Raw genomic sequence first — 23829 nt, 5'->3', positions numbered from 1 at the left:
AGTGAGAGAGGTCCAAGACGGTGTCGTTGTTATCCCGAGTTTTCGCCGTTCCAGCTACCCATGAAGTGGCACGCTTAGCGGACGACTTACTGTCGAACCCGGCGCGTCCCGCGAGGCGGGATCTGTTCGCTGCGCCGTCCGCACTGCAGGAACAGTGGGTGCCAATCTGTCTTCCCAGCGGCCCTACTGGTTTGGGCACATCAGCGGCCAGGGACCTCCCACTACCGTCCACGGACCACGGCCGGTCTACAACAGCCCCCTCATCCCATGTAGGGCCCCTCGCCGACGGCCACGGGTATAGGACCCTAAGTACGCTTGGCCAACGAGCCGCAGTCCTGCCTTCGGTGCCCAGCAGCCCAACTGGGGGCTCCTACACCACTCACATTACCCATGTACAGCGCCCCTTTGGTGAGAGGCAGGGGGACGCAGGCTGCGAACAGACCACCTCGGTCCGTCAACGGCAGCACACCTTGTACTGTCCGCCCGCCATCCGGGACGACCCCGTCCTGGGTGAGGAGGTCAACGAGCGGCTGGTCGCGTGGGCTGAGGAGGTGGGGATCTACCCAGGTCACCTCGACATGGTCCGCTCGGCCAACTTTGGACGGCTGATGATGCTTGCCCATCCCGAGACGGACGACCCGGATCGCCTACTGGCCGCGGCAAAGTGCGGGCTGTCGGAGTGGGCGGTCGACGATCACATCGTCGACGGCGAGGTCGAGACTCCCCGCCACGGACTGATTGGCCAGCGCCTTGCCCTCTGCCACTCAGTCATCGACCAGGCCCAGCTCCCAGTGCGCTACGCGCCAAGCTTGGAGAAGGCCGTCCGGCATGACCCGGTCGCCAGGGCACTGCGCTCCGCCCTGACCAACCTCCACAACCATGCCACCACGACCCAGGTGCGACGCCTCCGCCACGAGCTGGCGATCATGTTCGTCGCGTTCAACCAGGAAGGTGTCTGGCACACACAGCAGCAGGTCCCGCCGGTCTGGGAGTACCTGATGCATAGGCACGAGATCAGTTTCATTCCATGCATGGTGCTGATCGACGCCATCGCGGGCTACGAGATCCCAATGGCCGAGTTTTCCCACCCCCAAGTGCGCCGAGCATTCAACCTGGCGGGCACCGCGACCGTGCTTGTGAACGATCTGTACTCGATGGGCAAAGAAGATGCCACGGACTACAGCCTTCCCATGCTGATCGCCCGCGAGGAGAACTGCTCGCTGGAGGAAGCGGTCGATCGCAGCGTCGAGATCCACGACGAGCTCATGCACACCTTCGAGGCAGAGGCCGCTGTTCTGGCCGCCACCGGTTCCCCGGAACTGCGTCGTTTCCTGGCCGGCACTTGGGCCTGGGCGGGCGGCAACCGGGAGTGGCACGCCAGCAGCGCCAGATACCACACCCCCTCCAGCACCACCTGACAGAACGCAACCTCCACAGCCGGCGGTTGCACCCAATACAAGGAGCCTCAATGACCACCACCATGGCCACATCTTCCCCTGTGCTACGGACCGCCTACCAGAAATCGGTCGCCGCATATTGGAACGCCGAGAAGGCCCCAGTAAACCTGCTACTCGGCGATGTCGATGGTCTCTACCACCACCACTACGGCATCGGCGACTACGACCCCTCTGTACTCAAAGGCTCCGCTGACGCCCGAGACGACCAAGTGATCAAGGAAATGCACCGCATGGAGACGGCACAGGCCGATTTCCTCCTCAACCACCTCGGCAACATCCACGCCAACGACCGCCTCCTCGACGCCGGATCCGGCCGCGGCGGCACCAGCCTCATGGCCCACCACCGGTTCGGCTGCCCCATCGACGGTGTGTCCATCTCCGAGTCCCAAGTCGAGTTCGCCACCACCCAGGCCGAGAGGCATGGAGTAGCCGACGACGTGCGTTTCCACTTCCTCAACATGCTCGACACCGGTTTCCCAGCCAGTTCGTATCGCGGCATCTGGACCGACGAATCCACCATGTATGTGGACCTCTTCGAACTCTTCGCCGAGTTCTCACGCCTGCTGATGCACGGAGGCCGGTACGTGTGCATCACCGGCTGCTCCAACGATGTCACCGGTGGCCGTTCCAAGGCGGTCAGCCGCATCGACGAGCACTACACCTGCAACATCCACCCCAGAAGCGAGTACTTCAACGCCATGGCCGCCAACGGTCTCGTCCCCATCAACGTCGTCGACCTGACGGCCCAGACAATCCCCTACTGGGAACTGCGGGCGAAGTCCGCAGTAGCCACGGGGATCGAGGAGTCTTTCCTCACCGCATACAAGGAAGGAAGCTTCCACTACCTGCTGATCGCTGCCGACCGAATCTGAGCTCGTAGACCGCTTGGGGATGTACGCCCTGGCATCCAGGCATACACTCCCAAGCGCGTCCGAAAGATCGTGTAACAGCGTGCGCGGATAGGCGGTGTGTGAGGGGTCGGACGCGGGTGCAGGCACGGGGCTGCGCGATCATGTGAGTTCCTACACTCTGTGATCGTGGGGGGGGGCTCCGTGCCTGCGCTGCCATCATGGCTTATCGAACCGCTGTGGGACCAATTCCGGGAACTGCTGCCTGTGCACGGTGTGTTCGACCCGGCTCATCCTCTGGGGTGTCATCGCCGTCGCATCAGCGACCGTGCCGTCTTCGACAGGCTCGTGCAGGTCCTGGTGTTCGGCTGCGGCTACCGCAAGGTCGCCGACGACTCGTGCTCGGCGACGACCATCCGTGCCCGCCGTGACGAATGGATCACAGCCGGGGTGTTCGAACACCTGGAGCTGATCGTGCTGGAGGCCTACGACCGCTTCGTCGGCCTGGAGCTGTCGGACCTGCCCGTCGACGGCTGCCATACAAAAGCGCCCTGCGGCGGCGACATTGCGGGTCCCTCGCCGGTGGACCGACGCAAGGGCGGCATGAAACGCTCCACCGCCACCGACGCCGCCGGCATCCCGCTCGGCGCGGTGACCGCCCCCAGCAACCGCCACGACTCCCCGCTCCTCGCCCCGACACTGCACAAGCTCGAACGCCTCGGACCGTTCCCGGACGACGCCACCGTCCACCTCGATGCCGCCTACGGCACGGAAAAGGAACGAAAACAGGAGGTCTATTCACGGGGGTTTTCGGCCTGCTGTTCTTGATCACGAGGGCGGTCCTGCTGGGTAGCGTGACGTTTGCGACGACGTCAGTTTTCTACCGGGGCAGGGCCGTTGGGCTGGAACGTTACGACAGGACTGGACGCGGATCAACTTGATGGACTGGTGGCGGAGGTTCACCAGGAGGGTTATTCACGTAGGCCTCACCAGCCTCTTGTGTAGAAGGTGAGGGCGGTGACGGTCTTGACGATGTCGGGGAAGCGGGTGAGGGGGCCGCGGTAGCGGGTGGCGAGAATCTTCCAGTTCTTCAGGTGCGCGATGGCCCGTTCGACTGCGGCTCGGAGCGTGTTGACGGAGCGGTTGGCTCTCTTGTCTCCGGCGGATCGTTCCTGGCCGGGCGGCTTGCGCCTGGGGGTGAACAGTCGGGAGCCGGCGTAGCCCAGGTCGCCTATGCCCTCGCGTTCGGTGAATGCCTCGGGGAAGTGGGACTGGCGCCAGGCGTGCATGTCGTGCCGGCTGCCGGGCACCGGCGCGGAGACCGCGAGCAGGTCGCCGGCGAGAGTGGCGGCGGTCTGCAGGTTGAAGCCGGTGTCGCGGTGCTTGCCGGAGAACATCGTGGTGCCCTCGCTGGACCAGTCCCACGTCGTGACCAAGGTGCCATCCACGAGTACGATCCGGCCGGCAGAGGCCTCGGTGGGATCGGGAACGTGCGTGGCCAGGACCTTCTCCACCATCGGCAGCAGGGCCGTCCATCGCCTGGAGACGGTGGCCTGGGAGATCCCGAACAACTCGGCGGCCACCTCCTGGACTGGGTTCTGCCGCAGCAGGAACAGCACCAACACCACCGACTTGTACAGGCCCAGCGCCCACATCCGCCCCGGCATCACCGGTGGGTCCGGATCCTGCACGAGCTCTTGGTGAACTCGTGCGACCAGCCCGTCAAGTTGCTCGGTGTCCAGTCCTGTCGTAATGTTCCAGCTCAACGGCCCTGCCACGGTAGAAAACTGACGTCGTCGCAAACGTCACGCTACCGAGCAGGGCCGTCCTCGTGATCAAGAACGATGGTTGAAACCCCCGTGAATAGGCCTCCAGGTACTCGTAGAGGATCCGAGCCCCGCTGTGAGGCCGTCACTGATGTGGGCGTTGGGCCTGTACAAGTCGGTGGTCCTCGTGTTGTTCCTGCTGCGCCAGAACCCCGTCCAGGAGGCGGCAGCCGAGCTGTTTGGGATCTCCCAAGCACTGTCTCACGGCGCTGGACGGGCCTGCTCCCCGTGGTGGAGAAGGTCCTGAACAGTTACGGCGTGGTGCGCGACAGCGATCGTAGTTTGGGGCCGTGACGTGAAGAGGGCCGTACGGGTTAGGGAGGTTGTGACGCAATCCTTGTCCCGTACGGCCTTTTCGCATCCTATCTGTACCGGCATCTCGCGGAGGCAACTCGGCAAGATCATCACCGAGTTGGTGGGACCGTGGCTGGCGCGGGAGGAGTCTCGGCTGTGTGAACGTCGAGGTCACGAGCGTGTGCGGGCCGAGGGCGGAGGCCCGGACCATCAGCTGGTTTTCACCGATCGGGTGATCACCACCCTGGTCATCTTGCGCTTCCAGCTCCCGCACGCAGCCCTTGCCGTCTTCTACGGTGTCGATCGCTCCACCGTCACCCGTGCCGTCCATGAGATCCGGCCGCTGCTCGCCGCCCGCGGATTCGCTGTGCCCGGCATGCCTGGGTTGCGGCTGCGGACCCTGGCCGATGTCTTCGCCTACGCGGCGGCGGCAGGTGTCGAGTTGCGGATCGACGGGACCGAAGTGCAGGTTCGCCGTCCCCGGGCCGGCCGGCCCGGACGCCGGGCCTTCGTCTCCGGCAAGCGTAAGCAGAACACGAAGAAGACCACTGTGATCAGCGACGGGGCGGGCCGCACCCTGTGGACTGGAGCAGTTCGCCCAGGCCGCATGCATGACCAAACTGCGCTCAAAACCGAAGGATCGGCGACCTGTTCCCCCGGTATCCGCAAGTCAAAGCCCAGGTCGACGCCGGGTACCGGGGTCTGGCCAAGGACTTTCCCGACCAGGTGACCGCACCACCGAAGAGGCCCGGAAAGAGTGCCGATGCCGTGGATATCGCTGCCTGGGAACAGGCACGCAAGACCCAGTCCTCAGCCAGGATCCCCGTCGAGCACGTCAATGCCGAACACAAGGCATGGCGCCCTCTCCAACGCTGGATCGGACGCCGCGAGTACTACGACCAAACCCACCTCGCCATCGCCAGTCTGGTCTCCGACCGCACCGCCATCCGGTAAACACCACCCACCACCCCACCAGACCGGCACCCCCAAACCCCAGTCGCGCACCACGCCGTCAGCTCGGGTGGTTGCCCTTGACCACTGCGATGCAGTAGCGGGCCCCCTCTCCTCCACGAGGAACCGGGAGCGATCAGTCCGAGGCCGCAGCGCATCGAACACAACAACGGTGCCCACGAGTTCCAGCGAAGCACGCGGGGCCGGAACGCGGTGATCTCATCGAGCTTCTTCAGCTCAGCCACCAAATGCGTGATAGCAGAGGGAAGGGGCTGGCTGGTTGAGGACCAAAATCCCGAGATCAGCGCTGAGTCAACTCCCGAGACCCCGCCACCCCTGCGTGACCAAACTGAAGAAGCTCACTGCTCTTGGAGTCAACCAGGCGTTGGGCTATCACCGCCTTCTCACCGTGCAGGACCGCGGCGAGCAGATGGGCCGTGGTTCAAGCGGCAGCGAGCGAGCCGCGCAGGGACTTGCCGCCCACAGCCAGGGCCCGCAGCCCGTCGACAGGTTCGAGCTGACCAGCGAGCCAGTCACCGATAGCCGGGTCCAGGCATCGGCGTCGATCCAGGCCAACGGACGCCCCCTGGACGATCAACGGCTTCAGACACCTCGATCATCCGAAGTCGCGCTTCGTGCATCCACCGGGCCGAACACCCGCGATCTGTGCCACCCTCCTCTCGACAGGCGAGAACGCTTCAACCCTGCCCCTCACCCCAACAAGACCGTTTCGCCTTTTCATGTGATGACACGACTGCCTCATTCCCCATTAACTAGTGGGCATCCCCTTCTCACCCCTTCCCGATGGGGTGTGCAGGGTGAAGGCGCGTTCAAGGACGCGCTCCTCACCAGGCAGTTTTCTATCGGCAGCGCTCATTTTCCAAGCGTTCACATACGTCGCAAGAGTTCATTAGGAGTGGGACGTGTCAATTTCTGGGTTGCCGGTGCGACGCCTCGTACCCGTTGGTGCAACGCTCGCGCTCGCGCTGGCCGGAGCTGTGACAAATGCTCCGGGCGCACAGGCCCTGACAAAAGATCAGATCCTCGCCCAATGTGGATCTGGTATAGCGAAGTGCACATACGAAGACGTCACCAAAGATGGCAAGCAGTACAAAACTAAGCCTCAGCGCGTCTCGGCAATCTATCAAAATTGCCAAAAGTCGGGAGACCTCACATATCAGCTGAAGGCTGATTACACCAACAGTGTCACCACAGGGTTCACCATCGGCGGTAGCGGAGACCTGTCCCTTGGCACCCCCGCAGGCACCCCAGTCGCCCTCGCCGTAAAGGGCGCCATTCAGGGGTCCTACAACAAGACATGGACAGACTCGAAGACCGTGTCGGCACAGCAGACGGTTACAGTCAGCCCCGGGAAGTCTTCCTGGATCGAGGTTTCGGCGATCAAGGACGTTATCACCGGGACTCTAAAGACGAACTACGATGCTGCGGTTGCCGGACACTACCACCACCTGCTCCCAAATCAGAAAATGGCGGTCCCCCCTATCAACGGCGCACCGCAAGACGTCATCACCGTCAAGTCAGGAAAGGCCGACTGCAGCAAGGGAACCGGCACTGCCGATGCGGCACCGGCCGTCGTCTTCTAGAAAAGGGATGGTAGTGACAAAAGAACTCCGCAGGACTCGGCCTTGGCGGCGAGCCATGGCGCTAGGCGCATTGGCTACACTCGCGGCAGCCACCGCCACGCTCAGCACTGGGCCGACCGCCACAGCCGCAGGAAAGTGCGGTAATCCTGGAGTCGGATTCAACAAGGTCAGCTTCTACAATGAAGCTGGCTACGTCGCCCAATACTACCTTGATGGGAACAAGAGCGGGGAGGTGTGGAGAAACGGAAGCAACACCCCTCTTGCCCAGAGCGCCTCCACCGACCTTACCACCCTCGGCCTCAAGGATAACGACAAGATCACAGCACGCGCCAACTGGATTGACCCCTTCGGAAACAAGAAGTGGGTCAAAGGAGGGGCTGAAATAACGTACTGTCAAGGCAGTAACCGGACAGCAAATATAAAAACATGGGGTACCATCTTCGACCCTCAAATCGGCTGGAACTGAGGCTCCCGACTTCCACAACTTGCAGCAGAACGCGTTCGCATTAAACCTCTTTCAGCCCGCCCCTGGCAGGGGTAAAAGGGCTCATCAGGTGGGGTGCAAGGTAACGCGGCAGGGCCCCTCGTCGTTGCCATGGTGACTTCACTCACCACGGCAATGCCCGAGGGGCCCTGTTGATTCCGTACTCTTCCATGCTCGACGTCCCGCACGAGCTGTTCGAGCTCCTGCCGGTGTTGCGACGACTGATTAAGACCAAGGGATGCACCCCCGACCAACTCGTCGCCGATCCTGCGTTCCTTCTGGTCGCGGGGGATCGAGTGCGGGGTGATGAACACCCGCTCGGTGTCGCCTTCGGCGTGGGGCGTCAGGTGATCATAATCCCCTCGCAGTGCACGGACCTGCGTCATACATGCATTTATGTCACTATAATAGGCATGAGATCTTCCATGGCTAGTACGCAGCGCCTCTCAATGGCTAGGAAACCTCCATGAGCGATCCGAATCTCCCCTTCTCCAGTACCGGGGATGCCCCGTTCCCAGGCCCGGGCTCCATGGGCACGATTGCTGATGGCGTCTTCGGCAACATCAGTGTGGATCTGGACACCGAGCACGGGACGCTGGTGGTCGAAGGAGAGCGTATTCCCCGCGTCGAACTCAGCCGACTGCCCGGTGGGACAAACAACGAGTGCGTCCCGATCGGCACGCGCGACGGGTCCGGGCTGTCCATGACCGTCGCCGGCACCCAGGTACGCGTCTCTCCGACCAGAGGGCATCTCACACGGCGTTCCTACCGCGTAGATACGACTTACGGCGGTACCACCTACCGCTTGGTTCCCTGCGGCGATGCCGACAGCAAGCTTCTCAAGAACAGGCGGCACATCGGAGTTTTTACCTCACGCGGCGATGGTTCGGTGGAGGCCAAATGGCAGCCTTCTATGAAGGTGCAACCGCCGGACGCTGCGGTCGGCTACACGTTGGCGGCGGCATTCGGCACAGGGGCCAGATCGTCATTCGAGCTGATCCTCGATGTGCTCGACGCTTTTACACCCGCCAAGTGACAGACGGCTTGGCGCCAGCTGGGCGCAGCTATCTTGCCGGATATGTTCAGCGTCGATGACGCGTCCACGCAGAGTCCGGGATGCCTGTTCACGGAAGTAAAAAGGCTCCGCAAGCAGCTCAAGTCCCTGCCCTGGAGCCTTTTCCATCCGTAGCTCTGGTGGGTGGGGCGGTGCTGCGGTGTTGACATAGGGGAACGGGCGGGGCATCTGCGTGGTTGGGCAGATCACCACAACGAGCCTGACCAGCGGAGATGCCCCGGTGTTCACCTATCCTGCCGCGTGTGACGTGGAGTGGGAACTCCTCGAAATGGTGATGCTGACCCTGGTCGTGTTGGAAGGGGAGCGGCCCTGCAAGCTCGGCTCGTACGACCGCGCTCGGTGCACGCTGGTGTACCTGCGAAAGCACGACACGTTCGAACAGATCGCGGCCGGGTTCGGCATCGGCGTGGCCACCGCCTGGCGCTACGTGCACGACACGATCGAGCGGCTCGCCGTGTTCGCGCCCTCGTTGCTTGAGGCGCTCACCAGCCACCACGCGGACGGCTACGTGCTATGGGACGGTACCGTCGCCGAGACCGACCGGGTGGCTGCCGCAGGCCACTTCTCGGGCAAGGTCCGCCACGAGGGCGTGAACCTCCAGGTCATCACCGCGGAATAACAGCGTGCGCGGATAGGCGGTGTGTGACGGCGGCCTCCGTAAGCGGCTCTGATCAACATTTCGGGATGACCGTGCGTGATCGGCTCACGGTGTGAGCAAAATACGGCGCCGCAGGAGATCGAAGTTGGCCCGTCCATACCCTTGACGTTTGAGGTATTTCACCCGGTTCACGTGGCCCTCGACCATGCCGCTGGAGTAGGGCTGGGTGAGGCCGGCGGTGACGGCGTCGAGGTCCTTGCTGAGGTTGCGGGCGAAACCGCGCAGGGGTGGCAGCTCGCTGCCCTGGGCCGCCTTCATCCAGCGGGGCAGCAGACGGCCGTCGAGGTTCTTCATCATCGCGGCGAACGCCGCGATGTGCCGTCGTAGATCGGCGAGTTCAGGGCAATCGGCCAGGATGCGCTTGAGGCGGAGCTGCTGACCGGAGCTGAGGTTGTCGGGGTGACAGGTGAGCCAGCCGGTGACCTGCCGGACCGTGGGCGCCTCCGACCTCTTCGGGGTCGGCGACTCGGCGGAGCGCAACGGCTCGAGCCAGCGCCGGACACTGCGGCTGCTGCCGCGGTAGCCGCGTTCCTGAATCTCGCGGAACAGGCGCCCGCTGTCAGTGCACCCCTCCTGCCAGCGCATATTGAGGTACTCGGCCCAGGGCTGCAGCATCCGTCGGCTCTGCCGCGGCGGCGAGAGCAGGTCCTCGACGACTGTCGCGTGGGCGTACTTGCGGACTGTCTTGCGGTCCATCCGCAGGGACTTGGCGATCACCTCGATGGCGACGCCCTTGTCGTACATCTCGTGCACCGCCGCGAAGTTGCGGCGTGTGTTCGCGGCCCGCTTGCCCTCGATCGCCGGCGGCTCGGCAGGCCGTTCCACCAGGGCGTCCTGGTTCGCCTCCTCGGCCGGAGTGAGGCAGGAGCGGTGGGCGACGACGCACTTCTCAACCGCCTTGCACAGGTTCTGCCAGAGGTGAAAGCGATCTGCGATCTGGACCGCATCCGGCGCGGCCGTGCGGATCGCCTCCGCGTACGCGCTCGCGCGGTCACGGCACACGATCTCGGCGCCGGGATGTTCTTCGAGCCAGGCGGTGAAGGTCTCGGCGGTGCGGTCGGGCAGGACGTCGACGACGCGGCCGGTCTCGATGTCGATGAGGACGGTGCCGTAGACGTGACCGCGCTTGAGTGCGAAGTCGTCGACGCCCAGTACCCGCGGGCTCCGCTCCGGCGGCTCGGCAGGCAGCCTCCGCACACGGTTGAGTAGGGTGTTCGGGCTGATCGCGCAGTGCAGCAGGGCGGCGAGCCGGGCACCGGCCCGACCGGCCAGGCAGCGTGCGATCGATATCAGCATCGCCTGCTGCAGTTGGCTGCGGCGGCCGTGGCGGAAGGTGAGCCCGTCGACCTGCTCGACGAAGGTTCTGCGCGGGCACGACGACTGCTCGCACCGGAACCGGCGAACCGTCAGATGTATCGTCGTCGCCCGTCCACCGATCGCGACGTCAGCGAGCCGCCGACGATATCGGTCGTGGACTCGCTGTGAGTGCGTCCCGCAGCCTGGGCACTGGGCTGAGCGAGCAGCCGCCGAGGCAGTGATACAGATACATCCACCATCAGCTCGTATGTCCTCGATCGCGACGCTGGCCAGGTGCGGCAGCAGCGTCTTGGCTATGTGATCTCCTAACACACCTGGTCAACAAGGGGGTTGGAGATCAGTTACGCACGGTCATCCCGAAATGTTGATCAGAGCCCCGTAAGGCTCTGAGCAACATTTCGGGATGACCGAGCGTGACCGCTACGGGGTGAGCAACACACGCCGCCGGAGGAGGTCGAAGTTGGCTCGCCCATACCCTGGCGTTTGAGGAATTTGACCCGATTTACATGCCCTTCAACCATGCCGCTGGAGTAGGGCAGGGTCAGGCCGGCGGTCACGGCGTCGAAGTCCTTGTTGAGGTTGCTGGCGAAGCTGTGCAGGGGTGGCAGTTCGCTGCCCTTGGCTGCCTTGATCCAGCGTGACAGGAGGTGGCCGTCGAGGTTCTTCATCATCCTGGCGAAGTCCCCGATATGCCTGCGGAGATCGGCGAGTTCGGGGCAAACAGTCAGGACGCACTTGAGGCGGAGTTGCTGGCCGGAGGCGAAGTTGTCGGGGTGGCGGGTGAGCCAGCTGACGACCTGCCGGACGGTGGGTGCCGCGGACCTCTTGGGTGTAGGGGCCTCGGAGGATCGCAGGGGTTCGAGCCAGCGGCGGACGCTGCGGCTGCTGCCCCGATAGCCGCGTTGCTGGATCTCGCGGAACAGCCGTCCGCTGTCGGTGCAGCCTTCCTGCCAGCGCATGTTGAGGTACTCGGCCCAGGGCTGCAGCATGTTCCGCTTCTGCCGTGGTGGGCGCAACAGGTCCTCGACAGCGGCCGCATGGGCATACTTGCGTACCGTCTTGCGGTCCATTCGCAGCGCCTTCGAGATCACCTCGATGGCGACACCCTTGTCGTACATCTCGTGCACCGCGGCGAAGTTTCGCCGGGTGTTCGCCGCCCGCTTGCCCTCGATGACCGGTGGCCCGGCAGGTGGCTCCGTCACCTCGTCCTGGGCCTCTTCCTCAGGTGGGGTGAGACAGCGGCGATGGGCGACGACGCACTTCTCTACCGTCTTGCAGAGGTTCAGCCAGAGGTGGAAGCGGTCTGCGATCTGGACCGCTTCCGGTGCGGCGGTGCGGACTGCCTCCGCGTAGGCGCTGGCCCGGTCCCGGCAGACGATCTCGGCCCTGGGGTGTTGTTGCAGCCAGGCGGTGAAGGTCTCTGCGGTGCGATCTGGCAGTACGTCCACGGCGCGGCCTGCCTCGATGTCGATGAGGACGGTGCCGTAGACATGACCGCGTTTGAGAGCAAAGTCATCCGCCCCAAGCACCCGCGGACTTCTGTTCGGTGGGTTGGCCGGCAAGGCCCGGACGCGTCTGAGCAGGGTGTTCGGGCTGACCGGGCAGTGCAGCATGCCGGCGAGACGGGAGCCCGCCCGCCCAGCCAGGAGGCGGCCAATCGCCACCAGCATCGCCTGCTGGAGCTGGCTTCGCCGGCCATACCGGAAGCTGACGGCGTGGTGCGCGACTGGGGTTTGGGGGTGCCGGTCTGGTGGGGTGGTGGGTGGTGTTTACCGGATGGCGGTGCGGTCGGAGACCAGACTGGCGATGGCGAGGTGGGTTTGGTCGTAGTACTCGCGGCGTCCGATCCAGCGTTGGAGAGGGCGCCATGCCTTGTGTTCGGCATTGACGTGCTCGACGGGGATCCTGGCTGAGGACTGGGTCTTGCGTGCCTGTTCCCAGGCAGCGATATCCACGGCATCGGCACTCTTTCCGGGCCTCTTCGGTGGTGCGGTCACCTGGTCGGGAAAGTCCTTGGCCAGACCCCGGTACCCGGCGTCGACCTGGGCTTTGACTTGCGGATACCGGGGGAACAGGTCGCCGATCCTTCGGTTTTGAGCGCAGTTTGGTCATGCATGCGGCCTGGGCGAACTGCTCCAGTCCACAGGGTGCGGCCCGCCCCGTCGCTGATCACAGTGGTCTTCTTCGTGTTCTGCTTACGCTTGCCGGAGACGAAGGCCCGGCGTCCGGGCCGGCCGGCCCGGGGACGGCGAACCTGCACTTCGGTCCCGTCGATCCGCAACTCGACACCTGCCGCCGCCGCGTAGGCGAAGACATCGGCCAGGGTCCGCAGCCGCAACCCAGGCTTGCCGGGCACAGCGAATCCGCGGGCGGCGAGCAGCGGCCGGATCTCATGGACGGCACGGGTGACGGTGGAGCGATCGACACCGTAGAAGACGGCAAGGGCTGCGTGCGGGAGCTGGAAGCGCAAGATGACCAGGGTGGTGATCACCCGATCGGTGAAAACCAGCTGATGGTCCGGGCCTCCGCCCTCGGCCCGCACACGCTCGTGACCTCGACGTTCACACAGCCGAGACTCCTCCCGCGCCAGCCACGGTCCCACCAACTCGGTGATGATCTTGCCGAGTTGCCTCCGCGAGATGCCGGTACAGATAGGATGCGAAAAGGCCGTACGGGACAAGGATTGCGTCACAACCTCCCTAACCCGTACGGCCCTCTTCACGTCACGGCCCCAAACTACGATCACTGTCGCGCACCACGCCGCAAGGTGGTGGGGGCGGGACCGTATTCCACGAGCAGCCCCGCTCCCAGCGCCCCGAGCCATTTCCGATAGGTGGGGCGGTGCTGGCCACCAGCTCCCCCAGGCCCTGGCGGCGGGCTGGTCGCAGGTCGACCAGGGCAGCGCTGAGGGGACCTATCGCCGCACCGGTGGCCAGTCCCTGTACGGCACGCGCGGCCAGCAGCCAGCCCACACCATCGGCAGCGATGAACACCACCATGCTCATCGCCTCGACCAACAGGGCCACAATCACCACAGGGCGTCGGCCGACATAGTCCGACACCTTTCCGACGATGAGCAGGGCAAGCAGCAGGGTGAAGACGAAGACGGCGAAGACCACCGTCACCATGCCGGCCGAGAAGCCCTACTGCGCCTGGTAAACCACGTACAGCGGGGAGGGCGCACCGGCTGCGGCCATCACCGCCACCAGCGTCGCCGTGAGGAACCAGAACGATGCCGCGCGGCTAAGTCGGGCACCCATCATCATCGCCACCATCCTCACAGCGGTCGGGATACCGCCAGGAACACGGTGCGCCCCGTGGCGAAACACACGCAAATAGCGTTGCCGATATCGCAACATCCCTGCATGCCGGCGCTTGCATTGCCCGGTGGGGCGAGGGAAGGGCCTGGTCGACTGGCGCTGACGGTCAGATCTCCGCTTGACCTGGGCGGTCAGGAGCGGGCCGCTTGCGAGCGCTTGGCCTGGCACGGACGTGCATGCGTTCGCCTTGGCGCCCAAAGAGGCTGAGGATTTCCACGGGGCCGTCGCCGGTGCTGCCGAACCAATGTGGCAGGCGGGTGTCGAACTCGGCGACTTCGCCCGGGCCTAGAACCAAGTCGTGGTCGGCCAACACCAGGCGCAGGCGTCCGGCCAGCACGTAGAGCCACTCGTAGCCCTCGTGGGTGCACGGATCGGGTGTGTCCCGGTGCGCCGGAATGACGGTCTTGTATGGCTGTAGCGGGCCCGGGTGCTGGGTCAGAGGAAGGACCGTGTTGCCATCCACCTTCTTGGGGGTCAGGCGGATGCGGGGATCGCCCACCTCAGGGGCGCCGACCAGTTCATCCAGGGGAACCTGGTGGGCTTGAGCGATAGGCAGGAGGAGTTCCAGGCTGGGGCGGCGTTGGCCGGATTCCAGCCGGGACAGGGTGCTCTTGGAAATGCCGGTGGCTTCAGACAACGCGGCCAGGGTCACGCTGCGCTCAGTGCGCAACCGCTTGAGGCGAGGGCCGACATCGGCGAGAGCTTGGGCGACGACAGGGGAGTGCTCCATACCTCCATTGCACCGCGCCTGTCCCCGAAACGGCAACAAAAGTTGTCGCTCGTGGGTTCTGGCCGCAGCCTTCGTACCGGAGGTGATCGCCGTGAGCGAGCCAAGGAACGACGCACAACAGGGTGCGAAGAACGACGGGCCAGACGAGTCGGTCTACGACGTGGTGGTGGTCGGCGCCGGGGCGGGTGGTTTGAACGCTGCGCTCGTGCTGGGCCGAGCCCGCCGCCGAGTGGCGGTGGTAGATGCCGGCCAACCCCGCAACGCCCCGGCCAGTCATATGCAGGGTTTCTTGTCCAGGGATGGTATGTCGCCAGCGTCGCTGCTGGCGGTGGGTCGGGACGAGGTGGCCCGGTATGGGGTGAAGCTAATCGAGGGCCGGGTGGACCATATTGCCCAAGGCTTCTTCGTCCACCTGGAGGGCGGACCTGTCCTCAAGGCCCGCCGGGTTCTCGTGGCCACCGGGCTGCGTGACGAATTGCCCAAGATCCCCGGCGTACATGAACGCTGGGGAAAGGACCTGCTGTTCTGCCCGTACTGCCACGGCTACGAAGTACGCGACCAGCCCCTCGGAGTGCTCGGAACCCACCCGAACGCCGTGGAGCACGCACTGCTGCTACGGCAGTGGTCCGACGACGTCGTCTTCTTTCCCCACACCCTGGAAGTGACCGGCCAGGCACGCGAGCAACTGAGGGCCTATGGCGTACGCATCGCCGAGGGCCTGATCAAGCAGCTTGTGGTGGACGAGGACCGGCTACGCGGGGTCGAACTGGCCGAGGGCCACATCGTGCCCCGCAGCGTGGTCTTCCTCTTCCCCCGCATGGTGCCAAACGATGCCCTGCTCACTGACCTCGGATGCGAGAAGAACGAAGGGGGCTGGGTGGTCACCGACACTACCGGCCGTACCAACGTCTTTGGGGTTTGGGCGGTAGGCAACGTTACTGATCCCCGGGCCCAGGTGGTCACCGCAGCCGGGATGGGATCGGCGGCCGCCATTGCCATCAACCACGACCTCCTCCAGGAGGACGTCGAACGGGCCGTCGAGGACCACGACACAGCAGTCGAGAAGTCCCCGGCCTCTACCAGGGCGATCCCCCAACTGCCCTGACCTTGAAGGCCAAGGAGAAACCTCACCATGCCCATAGCGCCCCAAGACAGCATCACCGAACAGCCCCTCTCCACAAGCAATCAGAATGTAGCCACTGGCGTCAGAACCGGGCGCCCGCGCCCGGCCACCGGCCTCGCATTCGCAGTGCTTGCCATCGTCCAAGCGACTCTGATCTTCACCATCACCCTGATCTCGATCCCCCTGCCCGACATCGCACGAGAACTCGACCTCAGCTCAGCGGATCTGGTGCTGATTCAGACGGCGTACGGGCTGCCCTACAGCGGGCTGCTGCTATTCGGCGGGCGACTCGCAGACCGGTACGGTGGGCGGCGGCTGTTCATGGTTGGGCTGTCCCTCTTCGGGCTCGCCTCCGCGACAGCCGCCTTTGCACCCACCTTCGAGGCACTGGTGGCCGTACGCTTCGGACAGGGAGTCGGGGCGGCACTGACTGCGCCCGCGGCGCTGGCGGCCCTGCGCGCGGTCTTCCCTGAGCCGGCCCGCTTCAGCCGGGCGATGGCCACCTGGGGTGGCGTGTCCGTGCTCGGCGCGGCGGTGGGCACCCTCACCTCGGGCGCGGTCACCACCTGGATCTCGTGGCGCTGGATGTTCGCTGTGCCTGTCCTCGTCGCCGCCCTGGCCTTGGCTGTGACCCGGCACCTGCTGCCGGACGGGCCCGCCACAGAGTCCCAGGCCCGCCCTGGTCTGGATCCCGCTGGCGCCGTGCTCGCCACGCTCGGCATCTCCCTCGCCAGCTACGGGCTGATCGTCAGCGAAGACCGCCCCTGGGGCTCGGCTACCGTGCTTGTCCCGCTCGCCATCGGCGCTGTGCTGCTCGGCGCGTTCCTCGCCCTGGAACGTCGCGTCCGCCACCCACTGCTGCCGCCTGGGTTCATCCGCACGCCACACCGCATCGTGGGGCTGGCCGGGGTCATGCTTGCGGCGGCCGGCATTGGCCTGGTAACCGTCCTGCTCGCGCTCTACCTTCAGCAGATTCGCAGTTGGTCGCCGCTGGCGACAGCGGGCGCGTTCCTGCCGTTCACCGTCGCATTGATCGCGACGAATCGTGCGGCGGCAGCGCTGGTTGGCCGGTTCGGGGCGGGCAGGGTAACTGTCGCGGGTCTGGTTATAGGCGCTGTGGGGCTGGCCCTGCTTGCTGGCCTCGACCACGACACCTCCTTTGCCCTTGGCCTGCTGCCTGGTCTGATCCTGTTGCCGGCTGGCACCTCGCTCGTCTTCTCCGGATCGGCCGTCCTTACCACCGCGGACGTACCCGGTCACCAAGCTGGCCTAGCGGGCGGCGTCATGAACACCGCGATGGAGCTGGGCCCCACGGTTGGGCTGGCTGCACTGATGGCGGTAGCGGCCACACAGACCGACGTGGTGGCCGGCTACGCATGGGCCTTCGGCGCGGGTGGTGCCGTCTACCTCGCCGCGGCACTTGTAGCGGTCGCACTGCTCCGCCGAACTCCCTCTAGCTAGTGGCTCGTCACACAGCCTTGGTCGGGTAATCGATGTGCTGGTCGTCGGCGAGCAGACTGTCTCCAAGTCCTGGTCTTGGAGGTGGTTGTGGGACGTCGACCGAGTGTGTTCGTCCGGCCGGTCGCAGTGGACGAGGGCCGGAAGCTGCAGCGGATCAGCCGGAGCGCGAGGGACCCGGTGAAACTCCGCCGGGCGATCGTGGTCCTCATGTCCGCCCAGGGCCAGACGGTCAAGGACATCACGACATTGATGCAGGTCGGAGAGGACTACGTTCGCGAGGTCATCCACGCCTTCAACGAGCGGGGGTTTGACGCGCTGGACCCAAAATGGAGCGGGGGACGTCCCAAGACGATCAGCGATGAGGTGCGTGAGCACATCTGCCTGATCGCCCGGACGTCCCCCACCGACTGGAAGATCACCGCGTTCTCCACCTGGAGCCTTGCCAAGCTCGCCGAGCATCTGGTCAGGCAGAACGTCACCACGTCCATCAGCCGAGAGACCCTGCGTCGGATCCTGCGCGAGGGCAAGGTCTCCTGGAAGACCACCACGACCTGGAAGGCGTCCACCGACCCGGAGTTCATCGCCAAGATGCACCGCGTCCTGGCGTTGTACGACACCCTGATGAGGATCTCTGATTTCGGCTCTGACCGCGCTTGCGTGTTCGTCATGGCTGGGTGAGGACCCGGGTGCGGAGGAGTTTGAAAGAGGCTCGACCGTACATCGTTCGTTTGAGGGTTTTGATCCGGTTCACGTGGCCTTCGACGACGCCGGAACTCCAGGGCAGGGTGAGTCCGGCGGTGACCGCGTCGAGGTCTTGGCGGAGGGAGCCAGCAAAGCTCTGCAAGGGCTTCGGGGCGTCCTGTTCGGCTTGGCGGATCCATTGCATCAGCAAGAATCCGCGCTGGTGGCGGACGAGTTCGGCGAAGGCCCGGGCCAGGTCGCAGGCTCGGGTGATGTCAGGGCAGGCCAGCCGGACGCCGAGCAGTCGTTCTTCCTGGCTGTCGGTGAGTTTGTCGCGCGGCAGCATGATCCATGACGTGATCTTGCGTGGGCTGGGGATGTCGGCGCGGACGGGTTCGGCGGTGCCTGCCCGGAGGGCGGTGAGATGTCTGCGCACGACCTGGCGGCTCCCGCGGTAGCCGCGTTCGCGGATCTCGTGGAACAGGCGGACGCCGCTGACTTGGCCCTGGGTCTCGGTGAAGCGGGCGTTGAGGTATGCCTTGAACGGTTCGAGTACTCCGTTGGGGCGTCGGTCGCGGGCCGAGGCCAGCAGCTGGTCGAGGTCGGTGTCGCGGAAGCGGCGGACGGTCTGGCGGTCGAGGTTCAGGCGGCGGGCGATGGCGCTGATGGTCCAGCCTTTGTCGAGGAGTTGATGGATGTCTTGGTAGCGGTGGCGGGTGCGCTCGATGATCTGGGTGCGGGGCAGCTCGGGCGGTGGCAGCTCCAGTGTCGGCGGTTCGGATGGCTTGTCCCCGGCCTCCTCTTCGGCGTGTTTGCGCAGGCAGGTCCGGTGCTGGTGGCAGGTCTTCTCCACTGCAGCAGAGAGGTTCTGCAACAAGTGCCAACGATCCGCAATTTCCCGGGCGTTGGGGGCGGCTTCCTTGATCGCACGGGTGTAGGCCGTGGCGCGGTCGCGGCAGATGATCTCCGCTCCCGGGTGGTCCTTCAGCCAGGCTGCGAGCGTCTCGGCGGTTCGGTCGGGCAGCACGTCCACGACGCGGCCGGCTTCGGCATCCACCAGGACGGTGCCGTAGGTGCGGCCCTTGCGGAAGGCAAAATCATCGACGCCGAGCACACGCGGCGCCCGTGTCGGCACCGGTGGCGCCTCCAGCAGGCCCAGCAGCCTGGTTCGCCCTGCGGTCAGGCGCAACTGGCGGCATAGCCGCTCACCGGCACGTCCGCCCAGTTCCGTGGCGATCGATTGCAGCCACGTCTTCAGCCCCACGCTCGACCTGCGTCGCCGCTCGGTGAGACCGTCGACCTGTTCGGCGAACGTCTTGCGGGCACAGGACATGCGGTCGCAGAAGTAGCGCCGTACCCGGAGCCGGACCAGCACGCGGCGGGCGCCCAACGGACGCTCTGCGAGGTGTCGTTGATACGAACTGTGCACGCGCCTCGCACGCTGTCGGCAGTCTGGGCAACGGCCCGGCCCACTGGTGGACATCGCTTCAACCACGAGCTCGCCTAAGGATTCGCTGACGCGCTCGACTCGCACATCGGCCCCAGGGAACAGCACATCCTCGATCGCCTTGATCACCACGCAGCGGAACACCAAGCCGAAACGTTCGTGCGTTCCCACCCCTCACCTGGTGATTCACGCAAGCGCGGTCAGAGCCGTTTTCAGGGAGCGTCATCAACCCGACGGGCGGGTGATATGCGTCGACGAGTTCGGGCCGCTGAACCTGATGCCCCGCAAGGGCAAGGCATGGGGGCCGGCCAGACGCCCGCGTCGGCTGCGGGCCACCTACCGCCGCACAAGCGGAGTGCGGCACATGCTGGCCGCCCTCGATCTGGCCACCGGCAAGCTGTACTACCGCATCCGCCCGCGCAAGCGGTGGCGAGAGTTCCTCGGCCTCCTCAAGGCCCTGCGCGCCCGCTGGCCCGGTCAGAAGTTATACGTGGTGCTGGACAACTTCTCCCCGCACAAACACACCGAGGTCCGCACCTGGGCGGCCGACAACGGCATCGAGCTGGTCTTCCTGCCGACCTACGGCTCCTGGCTGAACTGGATCGAGGCCGAGTTCGCAGCCCTGCGCTACTTCGCGCTCAACGGCACCGACCACCGCAGCCACGACGAGCAGAACGCCGCCATCGGAGCCTACGTCCGCTGGCGCAACACTCACACGAAACCGAAGACACACTTCGCCCCAGACTCAACGATCCGAACATGGACTCATTACCCCGCCAAGACAGCGTGACGAGCCACTAGTAGTACTTCGTTAGGTTGGGCTTCGAGAGGGCTGTTTGCTTCTGGTTGGGGTTGGTAACTGGCGGTGGCAGGTGGGGCATGCACCGGTCCAGCACAGCAGCAGGTCCTGCATGGTGTGGAGGACTTGGTAGAAGGTCAGGCCGGCGCTGTTGCTTTTGGGTCCAGGCGGTGGAGGGTGAGGAAGGCGTGTGCGGCGGTTACCAGGGTGGTGTGGTGGTGCCAGCCGCGCCAGGTGCGGCCTTCGAAGTGGTCCAGGCCCAGGCCGTGTTTGAGTTCGCGGTAGTCGTGCTCGATGCGCCAGCGCATCTTGGCCAGGCGGGCCAGTTTCCGTAGCGGGGTGTCGGCGGGCAGGCTGGTCAGCCAGTAGTCGGTCGGCGCCTTCTCGCCGGTGGGCCACTCGGCCAGCAGGGTCGCGGTAGGCAGAACACCGTCCCAGGCAGCGGAGCCGCCCGCCTTGGCCATGGCGAATCTGCGGGTGGCCACGCCGGCTGGCCGCACCGTGTGGACGGCGAACCGGGAGCGCATCGGGCCGCGCGAGCCCTTTCGCCAGGTCGCCTGCCGGTAGGCCCTGCGTCCCGCCTCGGCGGCCAGTGCCTTCAGCGGCAGTGCCGGGGTGCGGTAGCGGACGGCGGGCTTGCGGCCCGTTCCGCTCCAGGCGGGCGCGGTGGGGACCGCATCGTGCGGGTGAGCGGACTCGTCCGCCCGCACCGCGACGATGAAGTCCAGGCCACGGTCGGCCAGCGCCTGCCGGAATGCTGTGTTCTGGCCGTATCCCGCGTCGGCCACGATCACCTGCGGGGCCAGTCCCCAGGCGATCGCCTCGTCGATCAGGTCCAGCGCCAGGCGCCACTTCTCCCGGTGCCTGATCTCCTCGGGGATTCCCGTCCTTCTGCGACGCTCAAGGTCCTCATCCCACTCCTCGGGCACGAACAACCGCCACGAGATCGGCACGGAAGCGGCGTCGGAGGCGGCGTGCAGGCTGACGGCGACCTGACAGTTGGACTGCTTGCCCAGCGCCCCGCACCATTGCCGGGCCACCCCCACCGACATCTTCCCGTCCTTGGGGAACGACACGTCGTCGATCACCCACACCATGGGATCAACGACCGGAACGGTCTTCAGGGCAACCGCACGCAACACCGCGGTGTGATCCCAGGGCGACTGATTCACGAACTGCTGAAGAGCCTGCATCTCACCATCCGGCAGTCGCTCCGCCATCGGCTGAATCGACTTCCTACGGCCGTCCAGCATCAACCCCCGCAGGTAGCAGTCCCCCCACCCACGCGTGTCCTTGCGTCGCACCGACGCGAACACCTCGGCCACGAACGCGGCCAACTCACCACGCAGTTCCTCGATTTCCCCAAAGTCCACCGAAACAACATGCCCTACCCAGCCCGACACGATCAAATCGAGTTAACGAAGTACTACTAGTAGTGCTTCGTTAAGTTGGTTTTGATCGTGTGGTGCGTTGTCTTCGCGTGCGGGGCGATAAGTGGCGGTGGCAGGTGGGGCATGCGCCGGTCCAGCACAGCAGCAGGTCCTGCATGGCCTGGAGGACTTGGTAGAAGGTCAGGCCGGCGCTTGGGCTTTTGGGTCCAGGCGGCGGAGGGTCAGGAAAGCGTGGGCGGCGGTGACGAGGGTGATGTGGTGGTGCCAGCCGCGCCAGGTGCGGCCCTCGAAGTGGTCCAGGCCCAGGCCGTGTTTCATCTCGCGGTAGTCGTGCTCGATCCTCCAGCGGATCTTCGCCATCCGCACCAGGTGCCGCAGCGCGGTGTCGGCGGGCAGGCTGGTCAGCCAATAGTCCGTGGGTTCATCCTCGTGGGGCGGCCATTGGGCGATCAGGGTCTCAGCCGGCAGGACGCCGTCCCACAGTGCGCGTCCGCCCGCCTGTTCCAGGGCGGTCTTCTTCGCCGCGACGCCGGCCGGACGGACCTGCATCACCATGAACCGGCCTGTCATTGCCCCCTTGCTGCCCTGCCGCCAGGTGCAGCGCCGCAGCCGAGGCCGCCCGGCCGCCATGACCAGATCTTTCAGCGATCGGGCCGGCTCACGGTAACGGGGAAGCCGCGGGGCACCCATCCGCCCCACCCGCTCCGGCGTGGTCGGCGCCGCGTCGCCGGGGTGGGCACTGGTGTCCGAGCGGACGGCGACCACATAGTCCAGGCCCCGCTCGACCAGCCCGGCCCGGAAGGCATGCATCTGGCCGTATCCGGCATCAGCCACCACAACCCGGCCAGCCAGTCCCCACCCCAGCACCTCGTCGACCGCATCCAAAGCCAAACGCCACTTCTCCCGGTGCCCCACACCCACAGGCACCCCGGCCCTCACGCGCCGTTCATCAGTCAGATCCGCCCACTCCTGCGGAAGGAACAACCGCCACGACAACGGAACCGAGGCACTGTCGGTGACCGCGTGGAGACTCACTCCCACCTGGCACAACGACTTCTTGCCCAACGCGCCGCACCACTGCGGAGCCGCCCCGGCCGACTGATTACCTGCCTTGGGGAAGGAGGTGTCATCGACCACCCATGCCTCAGGAACGATCGCCTCACACACCTTGGACGCCACGGCCCGCAGCACCGGAACGTGGTCCCAAGGCGACTGACTGACGAACTGCTGCAACGCCTGCATATTGCCGTCCGGCAGCCGCTCGGCCATCGGCTGGATCGACTTGCGCCGCCCATCGAGCATCAGCCCACGCAGGTAGCAATCACCCCACCCACGCTGGTCCTTGCGTCTGATCGAGGAGAACACCTCGGCCACGAACTCACCAAGATCCTCGCGCAGTTGCTCAACCTCCCCGAGATCCACAACCCGCAGCATGCACCACAACACACCACACGATCAAAACCAACTTAACGAAGCACTACTAGGCCGAGGCCGGGACCTTCACGACGGCCTGGTGGATGGCGTCGGTGATGGTCATCCCGACCGAGTACGACAGCCACCGCCCCCGCCGGGTGAGCCAGGCGACGAACTCGTGGGTACCGCCGCCAGAATCGGTGCGGATCAGGGTCTGGCGCCCCTGCCGGAGCCGTTTCGGCAACTGGGCCAGGGCCAGTTTCGCGGCCTCGATGTGGTCGGCGGCGGTGTTGGAGCCCGCGTTGCCGGGCCGCAGCAGGCCCACGACCGGCTCACCGGACCCGCCCCGGCCGTGGTCGACGAACCCCATCAGCGGGTGGTGCCCGAACGTCTTCTTCCAGGTCGCGGCGGCGTCCTGCTTCTCGGAGTGGGCGATGACGAGGACGCCGTCGATGTCCACGATCACCTGCCCGCCCGCGTTTGGCGCCGACTGGCCGGCCAACTTCCAGACGTGTTCGCGTACTTCGGCGCGGGCCGTGCGCAGTGCGGTCAGGGCCCGCTTCCCACCCCGGGCGAGCGTGTCGATGAGTCGGGAGACGGTCGGGTCGGAGGCCACCGGCCCGAACACAGCGGGCTCCGCCCGCAGCATGCCCACGTCGGCCAGACAGTCCCCGCCCAGCGCGACCGTGAGGGCGACGTCCAGGAGGACCTTCCCCGGGTCATGGACGGCCCGCTGCTTGCGCCACGGGGCGAGTGCCGCCGATATCGCCGCATCCAGGCCGGTCTTGCGGACCGTCTCGACCAGCAGCACCGCACCGGCCTGCGAAACCACTGCGCGACCGCCGCCCTCAACGCGGACACGCGGGTAGGACCCGATACGCTTCTTCACCTGGAAAGTGCCTCCGACGGTGGCGGGAACAAGGACCTCAGCAATCCTCATTCTCGCTGGT

General features: G+C 65.6%; 18 protein-coding genes and 5 pseudogenes. 12 read left to right on the top strand and 11 right to left on the bottom strand.

Annotation, left to right across the window (positions count from 1 at the left end; all coding sequences use genetic code 11):
- The first annotated feature begins 20 nt into the window (after positions 1-20).
- From SNOUR_RS01030 to SNOUR_RS01020, 3 genes and pseudogenes are all read left to right on the top strand, one after another.
- On the top strand, positions 21-1418 hold the full coding sequence (locus SNOUR_RS01030) for a family 2 encapsulin nanocompartment cargo protein terpene cyclase (RefSeq protein ID WP_067343072.1): 1398 nt from the start codon (positions 21-23) through the stop codon (positions 1416-1418).
- Positions 1419-1468: 50 nt separating this feature from the next.
- Entirely contained in the window at positions 1469-2329 is an 861-nt protein-coding gene (locus SNOUR_RS01025; protein ID WP_067343070.1) for a geranyl diphosphate 2-C-methyltransferase, read from the top strand.
- A 180-nt stretch (positions 2330-2509) separates the two neighbouring features.
- Positions 2510-3088 (top strand): annotated as a pseudogene (locus tag SNOUR_RS01020) (transposase); the annotation flags it as partial.
- Between the two features lie 203 nt (positions 3089-3291).
- Here SNOUR_RS01020 and SNOUR_RS01015 read toward each other — a convergent pair.
- Positions 3292-4083, bottom strand: a complete 792-nt coding sequence (locus tag SNOUR_RS01015; RefSeq protein WP_159425743.1) for a transposase family protein — start codon at positions 4081-4083, stop codon at positions 3292-3294.
- 373 nt (positions 4084-4456) lie between these two features.
- Between SNOUR_RS01015 and SNOUR_RS01010 the strand changes: the two are divergent.
- The 5 genes and pseudogenes from SNOUR_RS01010 (at position 4457) to SNOUR_RS01000 (ending at position 9158) form a co-directional block, all read left to right on the top strand.
- A pseudogene (locus SNOUR_RS01010) lies at positions 4457-5379 on the top strand (transposase).
- Between the two features lie 920 nt (positions 5380-6299).
- Positions 6300-6980, top strand: a complete 681-nt coding sequence (locus tag SNOUR_RS45860; protein WP_159425742.1) for a hypothetical protein — start codon at positions 6300-6302, stop codon at positions 6978-6980.
- Between the two features lie 55 nt (positions 6981-7035).
- Positions 7036-7446 carry a hypothetical protein gene (locus SNOUR_RS45855; RefSeq protein ID WP_159425741.1) on the top strand — a complete coding sequence of 137 codons (411 nt, stop codon included), beginning with the start codon at positions 7036-7038 and terminating at the stop codon, positions 7444-7446.
- Positions 7447-7930: 484 nt separating this feature from the next.
- Positions 7931-8500, top strand: a complete 570-nt coding sequence (locus SNOUR_RS01005; RefSeq protein ID WP_079141968.1) for a hypothetical protein — start codon at positions 7931-7933, stop codon at positions 8498-8500.
- A gap of 259 nt (positions 8501-8759) precedes the next feature.
- Entirely contained in the window at positions 8760-9158 is a 399-nt protein-coding gene (locus SNOUR_RS01000; protein ID WP_067343064.1) for a helix-turn-helix domain-containing protein, read from the top strand.
- 84 nt (positions 9159-9242) lie between these two features.
- On the opposite strand, the gene SNOUR_RS00995 is transcribed toward SNOUR_RS01000, so the two are convergent.
- The 6 genes and pseudogenes from SNOUR_RS00995 to SNOUR_RS00975 all read right to left on the bottom strand — a co-directional run bounded on the left by SNOUR_RS00995 (position 9243) and on the right by SNOUR_RS00975 (position 14564).
- The gene (locus tag SNOUR_RS00995) at positions 9243-10826 is read right to left on the bottom strand and encodes an ISL3 family transposase (RefSeq protein WP_312631474.1); all 1584 of its coding nucleotides are present in this window, start codon (positions 10824-10826) and stop codon (positions 9243-9245) included.
- A 56-nt stretch (positions 10827-10882) separates the two neighbouring features.
- Positions 10883-12205: pseudogene (locus tag SNOUR_RS00990) on the bottom strand (ISL3 family transposase); the annotation flags it as partial.
- A gap of 78 nt (positions 12206-12283) precedes the next feature.
- Positions 12284-13206 (bottom strand): annotated as a pseudogene (locus SNOUR_RS00985) (transposase).
- A gap of 31 nt (positions 13207-13237) precedes the next feature.
- Positions 13238-13642, bottom strand: a complete 405-nt coding sequence (locus SNOUR_RS00980) for an MFS transporter (protein WP_067343060.1) — start codon at positions 13640-13642, stop codon at positions 13238-13240.
- 15 nt (positions 13643-13657) lie between these two features.
- Complete coding sequence (locus tag SNOUR_RS47720; RefSeq protein WP_312631527.1) at positions 13658-13789, bottom strand: hypothetical protein; 132 nt, start codon at positions 13787-13789, stop codon at positions 13658-13660.
- Positions 13790-13940: 151 nt separating this feature from the next.
- Positions 13941-14564, bottom strand: coding sequence for a helix-turn-helix domain-containing protein (locus SNOUR_RS00975; protein ID WP_067343058.1), 624 nt, complete (start codon positions 14562-14564; stop codon positions 13941-13943).
- A 91-nt stretch (positions 14565-14655) separates the two neighbouring features.
- Here SNOUR_RS00975 and SNOUR_RS00970 point away from each other — a divergent pair, with 91 nt between their 5' ends.
- The 3 genes from SNOUR_RS00970 to SNOUR_RS00960 all read left to right on the top strand — a co-directional run bounded on the left by SNOUR_RS00970 (position 14656) and on the right by SNOUR_RS00960 (position 17826).
- Positions 14656-15669 carry an NAD(P)/FAD-dependent oxidoreductase gene (locus tag SNOUR_RS00970; protein ID WP_067357493.1) on the top strand — a complete coding sequence of 338 codons (1014 nt, stop codon included), beginning with the start codon at positions 14656-14658 and terminating at the stop codon, positions 15667-15669.
- Between the two features lie 27 nt (positions 15670-15696).
- Positions 15697-17148: an MFS transporter gene (locus SNOUR_RS00965; protein WP_067343055.1), complete on the top strand. Its 1452-nt coding sequence runs from the start codon at positions 15697-15699 to the stop codon at positions 17146-17148.
- A gap of 87 nt (positions 17149-17235) precedes the next feature.
- Entirely contained in the window at positions 17236-17826 is a 591-nt protein-coding gene (locus SNOUR_RS00960; RefSeq protein ID WP_312631522.1) for a helix-turn-helix domain-containing protein, read from the top strand.
- On the opposite strand, the gene SNOUR_RS00955 is transcribed toward SNOUR_RS00960, so the two are convergent.
- On the bottom strand, positions 17813-19312 hold the full coding sequence (locus tag SNOUR_RS00955; RefSeq protein WP_159425740.1) for an ISL3 family transposase: 1500 nt from the start codon (positions 19310-19312) through the stop codon (positions 17813-17815). The genes SNOUR_RS00960 and SNOUR_RS00955 overlap by 14 nt on opposite strands.
- A 145-nt stretch (positions 19313-19457) precedes the next feature.
- Between SNOUR_RS00955 and SNOUR_RS00950 the strand changes: the two genes are divergently transcribed.
- Positions 19458-20066 carry an IS630 family transposase gene (locus tag SNOUR_RS00950; protein ID WP_376738485.1) on the top strand — a complete coding sequence of 203 codons (609 nt, stop codon included), beginning with the start codon at positions 19458-19460 and terminating at the stop codon, positions 20064-20066.
- A gap of 146 nt (positions 20067-20212) precedes the next feature.
- Here SNOUR_RS00950 and SNOUR_RS00945 read toward each other — a convergent pair whose 3' ends face one another.
- The 3 genes and pseudogenes from SNOUR_RS00945 to SNOUR_RS00935 all read right to left on the bottom strand — a co-directional run.
- Positions 20213-21448 (bottom strand): IS701 family transposase, encoded by a 1236-nt coding sequence (locus SNOUR_RS00945; RefSeq protein WP_067343054.1) that lies wholly within the window; start codon positions 21446-21448, stop codon positions 20213-20215.
- A 198-nt stretch (positions 21449-21646) separates the two neighbouring features.
- Complete coding sequence (locus SNOUR_RS00940; RefSeq protein WP_067357486.1) at positions 21647-22888, bottom strand: IS701 family transposase; 1242 nt, start codon at positions 22886-22888, stop codon at positions 21647-21649.
- A 61-nt stretch (positions 22889-22949) separates the two neighbouring features.
- A pseudogene (locus tag SNOUR_RS00935) lies at positions 22950-23768 on the bottom strand (IS1380 family transposase); the annotation flags it as partial.
- Positions 23769-23829: the final 61 nt, after the last annotated feature.

This window comes from Streptomyces noursei ATCC 11455 (genome assembly GCF_001704275.1).
GTDB classification, from domain to species: Bacteria; Actinomycetota; Actinomycetes; order Streptomycetales; family Streptomycetaceae; genus Streptomyces; species Streptomyces noursei.
The sequence above is the reverse complement of the archived record's forward strand: the minus strand, read 5'-3'. Positions and strand labels throughout refer to the sequence as shown.

Coding starts and splice junctions, on each gene's coding strand:
- SNOUR_RS01025 (WP_067343070.1), top strand. CDS start 1,469: ATGACCACCACCATGGCCACATCTTCCCCTGTGCTACGGACCGCCTAC.
- SNOUR_RS45855 (WP_159425741.1), top strand. CDS start 7,036: ATGGCGCTAGGCGCATTGGCTACACTCGCGGCAGCCACCGCCACGCTC.
- SNOUR_RS01005 (WP_079141968.1), top strand. CDS start 7,931: ATGAGCGATCCGAATCTCCCCTTCTCCAGTACCGGGGATGCCCCGTTC.
- SNOUR_RS00980 (WP_067343060.1), bottom strand. CDS start 13,642: ATGGTGACGGTGGTCTTCGCCGTCTTCGTCTTCACCCTGCTGCTTGCC.
- SNOUR_RS47720 (WP_312631527.1), bottom strand. CDS start 13,789: ATGGTGGCGATGATGATGGGTGCCCGACTTAGCCGCGCGGCATCGTTC.
- SNOUR_RS00975 (WP_067343058.1), bottom strand. CDS start 14,564: ATGGAGCACTCCCCTGTCGTCGCCCAAGCTCTCGCCGATGTCGGCCCT.
- SNOUR_RS00965 (WP_067343055.1), top strand. CDS start 15,697: ATGCCCATAGCGCCCCAAGACAGCATCACCGAACAGCCCCTCTCCACA.
- SNOUR_RS00955 (WP_159425740.1), bottom strand. CDS start 19,312: ATGTCCACCAGTGGGCCGGGCCGTTGCCCAGACTGCCGACAGCGTGCG.